This is a genomic window from Thermomonas sp., assembly GCF_020850895.1.
GTDB lineage: Bacteria > Pseudomonadota > Gammaproteobacteria > Xanthomonadales > Xanthomonadaceae > Thermomonas.
The window spans coordinates 22,413-29,218 of record NZ_JADZDS010000061.1 but is presented as its reverse complement, the minus strand read 5'-3'; the positions used below and the strand labels follow the sequence as shown (position 1 = coordinate 29,218).

Genomic DNA, 6,806 nt, shown 5'->3' with positions numbered 1-6,806 from the left:
CGGCCGGCAGCCGCCTTCGGCGTCCAGATGGACGATGTCCTCGGGCTGCAGGCGGTCATAGGCGCGCCCGGTCGGCGTGATCAATAGACCCTCACCCCAGCGCAGGCTGGCATTGCCGGACTTGTTCAGCGACAGCCCACTGGCGTTCATGGCGCGGCAGTGGTCGATCAGGGATTGCCGGGCGGCGCGTTCTGGATCGTGCATGGCGGGATCGTCGAGGGGTGGATTCGAAGGATACGCGTGCCGTCAGATCCCCGGAAACGAAAAACCCGGCCGGGGCCGGGTTTTCGCTTGCAAGCGGTTGCGTCGATCAGGCCTTGGCTTCGTTGCCGGGGGCCAGATTGCTGCGCCGGCGGGCATACATGAAGTAGACGATCAGGCCAAGCACGGCCCAGATGCAGAAGAACTTGATGGTCGGGTTCCAGCCCAGGCTGAAGAACAGCAGCACGCAGCCGGCCAGTGACAGCGGCCCGACGATCCAGACCATCGGCGTCTTGAACGGACGTGGGCGGTTTGGTTCGGTCTTGCGCAGGATCATCACGCCGATGCCGACGGTGAAGAACGCGAACAGGGTGCCGGCGTTGGAGATGTCGGCGAGGATGTCCACCGGAAACAATGCGGCGAAGAACGAAACCGCAATGCCGGTGAGCCAGGTGACCACGTGCGGGGTGTGGTGCTTCGGGTGGACCTTGGTCAGGGCCGACGGCAGCAGGCCGTCGCGCGCCATGGTGAACAGGATGCGGGTCTGGCCGAAGATCATCATCAGTACTACCGACGGCAGCGCGATGATGGCGGCCCAACCGACCGCATCACCGATCGTGGGATGGCCAATGGCGCGCAGGACGTAGGCCAGCGGCTCCTTCGACTGTGAAAGATCACCGCCTGGTTGTGCGCCGGCGGCACCGACCACGCCGTAGGACACCAGCAGGTAGAAGATGGTGCAGATGCCGAGCGAACCGATCAGGCCGATCGGGATGTTGCGGTTCGGGTTCTTGGTTTCCTCGGCGGCCGTGGAGACCGCGTCGAAGCCAACGTAGGCGAAGAAGATCGAAGCGGCGGCACCCAGCACGCCAACGCCGGAAAGCGGCGTACCCCAGCCATTGGGCAGCATCGGGTCGAAATTCGCGTGCTGCACGACCGGGAGGGTCAGTGCGACGAAGGCCGTCAGCGCAACGATCTTGATCATCACCAGCAAGGCGGTGACCTTGGCGGACTTCGAGGTGCCGGCGACGAGCAGGAACGTCACCAGCAGCGAGAGCAGGAAGGCGATCAGGTTGAACCCGCCCTTGTGGGTCACGCCATCGACCATGTGCACGACCGCGCCGTCCTTCAGCTGTTCCACCCAGAACGGCCCGGACGACAGGAATTCCGGCAGACCGATGCCGTGATTGATGAGGAAGCCGTTGGCATAACCGGACCAACCCACCGCAACCGCGCCGGCCGCCACGGCGTATTCCAGCACCAAGGCCCAGCCCACCATCCACGCCACCATCTCACCGAGCACGGCGTAGGAATAGGTGTACGCCGAGCCCGAGACCGGGACCATCGCCGCGATTTCGGAATACATCAACGCAGTCAACGCGCAGACGATGCCGGCGATCACGAAGGAATACATCATGCCCGGGCCGGCCTTGTTGGCCGCCACCGCGGTCAGCACGAAGATGCCGGTGCCGATGACTGCACCGATGCCGAGCATGGTCAGGTCGAACGCGCCAAGCTGGCGTCTCAGGGCATTTTTTTCCGCGGTCTCGAGAATCTTGTCGAGTGGTTTGACGCGCTGGAACAGCATCGGGTACTCCCCCTTTCAGGTCCGTGCAGGGCGCAGCCGCGGAATGCAGGCCGCAATCGGTCGACCTTATACGTTTCGGTGGGTTCAGCACAAGCACCGTGAGCCATGGTCGGCGATAATCTGGCGTATTCAGGTTGATTGGGGCGCGAGGGCGCGATGACTGCGACGTTGGACGGCGGGTTCGCCGCGGCATTGGCCGACTACGCGCGCCGCTGGCCGGGCGAGGCCGACACCGCGGCCTTGTTCGAAACCTTGCTCGCCGATCCCGTCGACCCTTTCCGGCGCGAGCGCCTGGCCGGGCATTTCACCGCTTCCTGCTGGCTGGTCAGCCGCGACGGCAGCCGCGTGCTGTTGACCCATCACCGCAAGCTCGGCCTGTGGCTGCAACTGGGCGGGCATGCCGATGGCGAGCGTGACCTGACGATGGCGGCGCTGCGTGAGGCGCAGGAAGAATCCGGCTTGTCCGGGCTGGTGAACGAGCCGGCGATCTTCGACCTCGACCGCCACTGGATCCCGGAGCACAAGGGCGTTCCGTCGCATTGGCACTACGACGTGCGCTACATCGTCCGCGCCGGCGAGGACGAGGCGTTCACGGTCAGCGAGGAATCGCTGGACCTGGCGTGGCGACCCATCGCGGCGCTGGCCGTCGATGCCGGCGCCGATGCGTCGGTACGGCGCATGGCGGGGAAGTGGATGATGCGAAAGTAAAGCGCATCACGGACGTGCAAGAGATGTCATCCGACAAATAACAACGTCCATGGATCCCCGCTTGGGACAGACATCCGTCTGTCAGAAGCAGCGCGGGGATGACGAGATCAAGAGCGAAGTTTCCACTGTGGCAGTGGCCGAATCCCTGTTTGTGCGTAGAAGAGGATTCAAACGGTAGGAGCGCACCGCAGGGGCGCGATCAGACGCAGTCGAATCAATACAACACCCGCGTCCGCAGCGTGCCTTCGATCGCCGCCAACTCGTCGCGAACGGCCTGCGCCTGTGCTTCGCTGGCGCTGATGTCGATCACCACGTAACCCAGCTTGGGATCGGTGCGCAGGAACTGGCCATCGATATTGAGGTTGTGGCGGCTGAAGATCTCGTTGACCTTCGACAGCACGCCCGGCACGTTGCGGTGGATATGCAGCAAGCGCAGGCTGCCGGCGTGTTCGGGCAGGGTGACCTCGGGGAAGTTGACCGCCGACAGGGTGCTGCCGTTGTCGCTGTAGCGCACCAGCTTGGCCGCCACTTCCACGCCGATGTTGTCCTGCGCTTCCAGCGTGCTGCCGCCGATGTGCGGGGTCAGGATCACGTTGTCCATGCCGCGCAACGGCGACAGGAATTCATCGCCATTGGCCTTGGGCTCGCTCGGGAAGACATCGACCGCTGCGCCACCGACCTGGCCCGTGGCCAGTGCCGCCGCCAGCGCCTCGATCTCGACCACGGTGCCGCGTGAAGCATTGATCAGGTGCGCGCCGCGCTTCATCGCCGCCAGCTGTGCCGCGCCGAACATGTTTTTCGTCGCCGGCGTCTCCGGCACGTGCAGGGTGACGATGTCGGCGCGTGCGAGCAATTCGGCCAGGCCGCCAGCCGGTTGCGCATTGCCCAGCGAGAGCTTGGTCTCGATGTCGTGGAACACCACCTGCATGCCCAGCGCCTCGGCCAACACGCCGACTTGGGTGCCGATATGGCCGTAGCCGATGATGCCGATGGTCTTGCCACGCACTTCGTGGCTGCCGCTCGCGGCCTTCGACCAACCGCCGCGGTGGCATTCCGCGTTTTTCTGCGGGATCCCGCGCATCAGCATCACCGCCTGCGCCACCACCAGTTCGGCGACGCTGCGGGTATTGGAATAGGGGGCATTGAACACCGGGATGCCCGCGTGCTCGGCCGTGTCCAGATCGACCTGATTGGTGCCGATGCAGAAGCAGCCGACCGCGATCAGGCGCTTGGCCTCGGCGAGCACCTCGGCGCTGAGCTGGGTCCGCGAACGCAGGCCGACGAGATGCGCCTCGGCGATGCGGGCCTTCAGTTCGTCTTCGGGCAGGGCCTTGGCGTGGAATTCAATTTGGCTGTAACCGGCGGCCTTGAAGGTTTCGACCGCGGTTTGGCTGACGCCCTCCAGCAACAACACGCGGATGTCCTGCTTGGGGTAGGAGGTCTTCGGAGGGGACATGCCGGGCTGGTCGATACGAGTCGGGGACGCCGACTATAGCCAGAATTCCCCTGCTCATGTTGCGCTGCGACATGGTATTTTCCTCGCGAGACATGACGCGATCCTCGGCAACCCAATGACCGACGCCCCCCTGACTTCCCTGCGCGCGGCGCTGCCCGCATTGCGCCTGCTCACCGATCCGGCGGATCTGGAGCATTACGGGCGCGACTGGACCCGACGCTGGCGACCAGCGCCGCTGGCGATTGCCTTGCCGGACAGCGCGGCGCAGGTGCAGGCGCTGGTGCGCTGGGCCAATGCCGAAGGCGTGGCGATCGTGCCTTCGGGAGGGCGCACGGGGCTGTCGGGCGGTGCGGTGGCCGCCCATGGCGAGCTGGTGGTCAGCCTGGAGCGCATGCAGCAGGTGCTGGGCTTCGACGCAGTCGATCGCACCTTGACCGTGCAGGCAGGCATCGCATTGCAGCGGGTGCAGGAGCTGGCCCGTGAGCACGGCCTGCAATACCCGGTGGATTTCGCCGCGCGCGGTTCCTGCAGCATCGGCGGCAACATCGCCACCAATGCCGGCGGGATTCGCGTCGTGCGCTATGGCAACACGCGCGAGTGGATCGCTGGCTTGAAACTGGTCACCGGCGGCGGCGAGTTGCTGGAGCTGGGTCGGGCGCTGGTCAAGAATTCCAGCGGCTATGACCTGCGGCATCTGGCCATCGCATCGGAAGGCACGCTCGGGATCATTGTCGAGGCGACCTTGCGGCTCACCGACCCACCGCCCGCCACCAATGTGATGCTGCTGGCGCTGCCGTCCTTCGATGCCTTGATGCAGGTATTCTCCGCGTTCCGCGAGCGCCTGCAGTTGCAGGCCTTTGAATTCTTCACCGATGTCGCGCTGACGCATGTGCTGGCGCATGGTGCACAGGCGCCGTTTGCCGAAACCCATCCGTATTACGTCGTCACCGAATTCGCCAGTGACGCGGCCAGTGAAGCGGAGGCGATGGCGGCGTTCGAGCAGTGCATGGCGTCCGGATGGGTCAGCGATGGCGTGATCAGCGCCAGCGATGCGCAAGCGGCGGCGTTGTGGCGCCTGCGCGAAGGCATCACCGAAAGCCTAGCGCGCCATGTGCCGTACAAGAACGACGTGTCGGTGCGCATTTCGGCGATGCCGGCCTTCCTTGCAGACACCCAAGCGTTGTTGGCCGAGCACTATCCGCATTTCGAAGTCGTGTGGTTCGGCCATATCGGCGATGGCAATCTGCACATCAATATCCTCAAGCCCGAGAACATGCCGCAGGAGGCGTTCGTCGCCGACTGCGAGCGGGTGACCAAATTGCTGGCCGACGTGCTGCAACGCCACAGCGGCAGCATCTCCGCCGAGCACGGGATTGGCTTGGTCAAGAAGCCCTATCTGGGCTGCACCCGCAGCGCGGCGGAGATCGCAGCGATGCGCGGGATCAAGGCCGTACTCGATCCGAACGGCATCATGAACCCGGGCAAGCTGTTCGATCCGGATTGAGCAAGGATGATCCGGAATTGTCCAGAGGGCTCCAATTTGATGGCTCATGCATCCTCCGGACTGGGAGTCCTTTAATGGGCGGCAGCGTTTGGTCTAGACTGCGGGCGTGTGACGGGCGTCATGGTTTGACCCGGATGAGTCTTGCGTGCTGATGCGATTCGATCCAACTGCGGCTTTGGCGGCATTCCTGGCTACGGCGTTCGTACTGTGGCTGCTGCGTCCAGTCGCACATCGCCTGGACCTGCTGGATCATCCGCATGGCCGCAAGGACCATGCCCATCCAACTCCGGTCACAGGTGGCTTGGCCATCTACATCGGTTGCCTGGCCGCGTTCATTGTTTTCCAGGTGCCCCACGTCAGAGATAACCTGGCCGCGTTCAGTGCGGCGGCGTTGCTCCTTGTCGTTGTCGGACTGTGGGACGACAAGCGCGATATCAGTTGGCGCTGGAGGATCCTTGCGCAAGTGGTTGCAGCGGTGGTGATCATCCAATGGGGGGGCGTGCGGGTGGAGCAGATCGGACCGGTGTTTGGCCTGTCTGACTTGAGCCTGGGCTGGCTGTCGGTGCCGTTCACGGTGTTCGCCACGGTGGGCATCATCAATGCGATGAACATGATCGATGGCGCAGATGGACAGGCCGGCCTGCTGGGGTTGGCGGCTCTGGTGATGCTGATGGCAGCATCCATCTACGCCGGGAATCACGAGTTGGCGGTGCGCCTGTCCGTGCTCTGCGGTGGTCTGGCCGGGTTCTTGTTGTGGAACCTGCGCTTGCCGTGGCGCCCCAGGGCGCATGCCTTCCTCGGCAATGCTGGCAGCGCGCTGCTGGGTCTGGTGATCGCCTGGGTGAGCTTCCGCCTGACCCAGAACCAAGGGCATCCGGTGAATCCGGTCCTGGCAATGTGGCTGCTGCCTGTGCCGGTCATGGATTGCCTCGTGGTCAGCGTGCGGCGGATGCGCCAAGGACGCTCACCGTTCTTCGCCGATCGCACGCACATCCATCACATCCTGCAAGATGCGGGGTTCGGCCCAACCCGTGCAGCGCTGCACCTGACGTGGTTCAGCCTGTTGTGCGGACTCCTGGTTGGGCAGGCGATGCGGATGAATGTTCCCAACCCACTGCTGCTGGCCCTGTTCTGCGTGATGTGCGTTGGCTGGTATGCCCTGACGTGCAAGCGCGCGCGCGCGGTGGCTTTTTTCGCACGCCTGCGGCGATCTCCCCCGCGACCCATAGATCGGGAATCGGTGCAGCAGTTGGCGGTACCGCCAGACCATCAGACCGATACGACGCAGTGATTCCGGAGCCGAAGCGCTCGTGCTTGCCTTGGCCACGAGTCCGTTCCAATGCCGGGGC

At 64.4% G+C, this 6,806-nt stretch carries 6 protein-coding genes; 3 read left to right on the top strand and 3 right to left on the bottom strand.

Annotated elements, in window-relative coordinates; all coding sequences use genetic code 11:
• Together IT472_RS05990 and IT472_RS05985 are read right to left on the bottom strand one after the other, a co-directional pair.
• The coding region (locus IT472_RS05990) for a class II aldolase/adducin family protein (protein WP_297179826.1) at window positions 1-204 on the bottom strand (204 nt) is incomplete at its 3' end.
• A 106-nt stretch (window positions 205-310) separates the two neighbouring features.
• Entirely contained in the window at window positions 311-1,789 is a 1,479-nt protein-coding gene (locus IT472_RS05985) for an amino acid permease (RefSeq protein WP_297179823.1), read from the bottom strand.
• A gap of 156 nt (window positions 1,790-1,945) precedes the next feature.
• Between IT472_RS05985 and IT472_RS05980 the strand changes: the two genes are divergently transcribed.
• A complete protein-coding gene (locus IT472_RS05980) occupies window positions 1,946-2,497 on the top strand; it encodes an NUDIX hydrolase (protein WP_297179820.1) in 552 nt (183 codons plus the stop codon).
• 214 nt (window positions 2,498-2,711) lie between these two features.
• Here the strand turns inward: IT472_RS05980 and serA are convergent, their stop codons facing one another.
• Window positions 2,712-3,953 (bottom strand): phosphoglycerate dehydrogenase, encoded by a 1,242-nt coding sequence (serA, locus tag IT472_RS05975; RefSeq protein ID WP_297179817.1) that lies wholly within the window; start codon window positions 3,951-3,953, stop codon window positions 2,712-2,714.
• A gap of 115 nt (window positions 3,954-4,068) precedes the next feature.
• Here serA and IT472_RS05970 point away from each other — a divergent pair, with 115 nt between their 5' ends.
• Window positions 4,069-5,457 (top strand): FAD-binding oxidoreductase, encoded by a 1,389-nt coding sequence (locus tag IT472_RS05970; protein WP_297179814.1) that lies wholly within the window; start codon window positions 4,069-4,071, stop codon window positions 5,455-5,457.
• Between the two features lie 151 nt (window positions 5,458-5,608).
• On the top strand, window positions 5,609-6,748 hold the full coding sequence (locus IT472_RS05965) for an MraY family glycosyltransferase (protein ID WP_297179834.1): 1,140 nt from the start codon (window positions 5,609-5,611) through the stop codon (window positions 6,746-6,748).
• Window positions 6,749-6,806 lie beyond the last annotated feature (58 nt).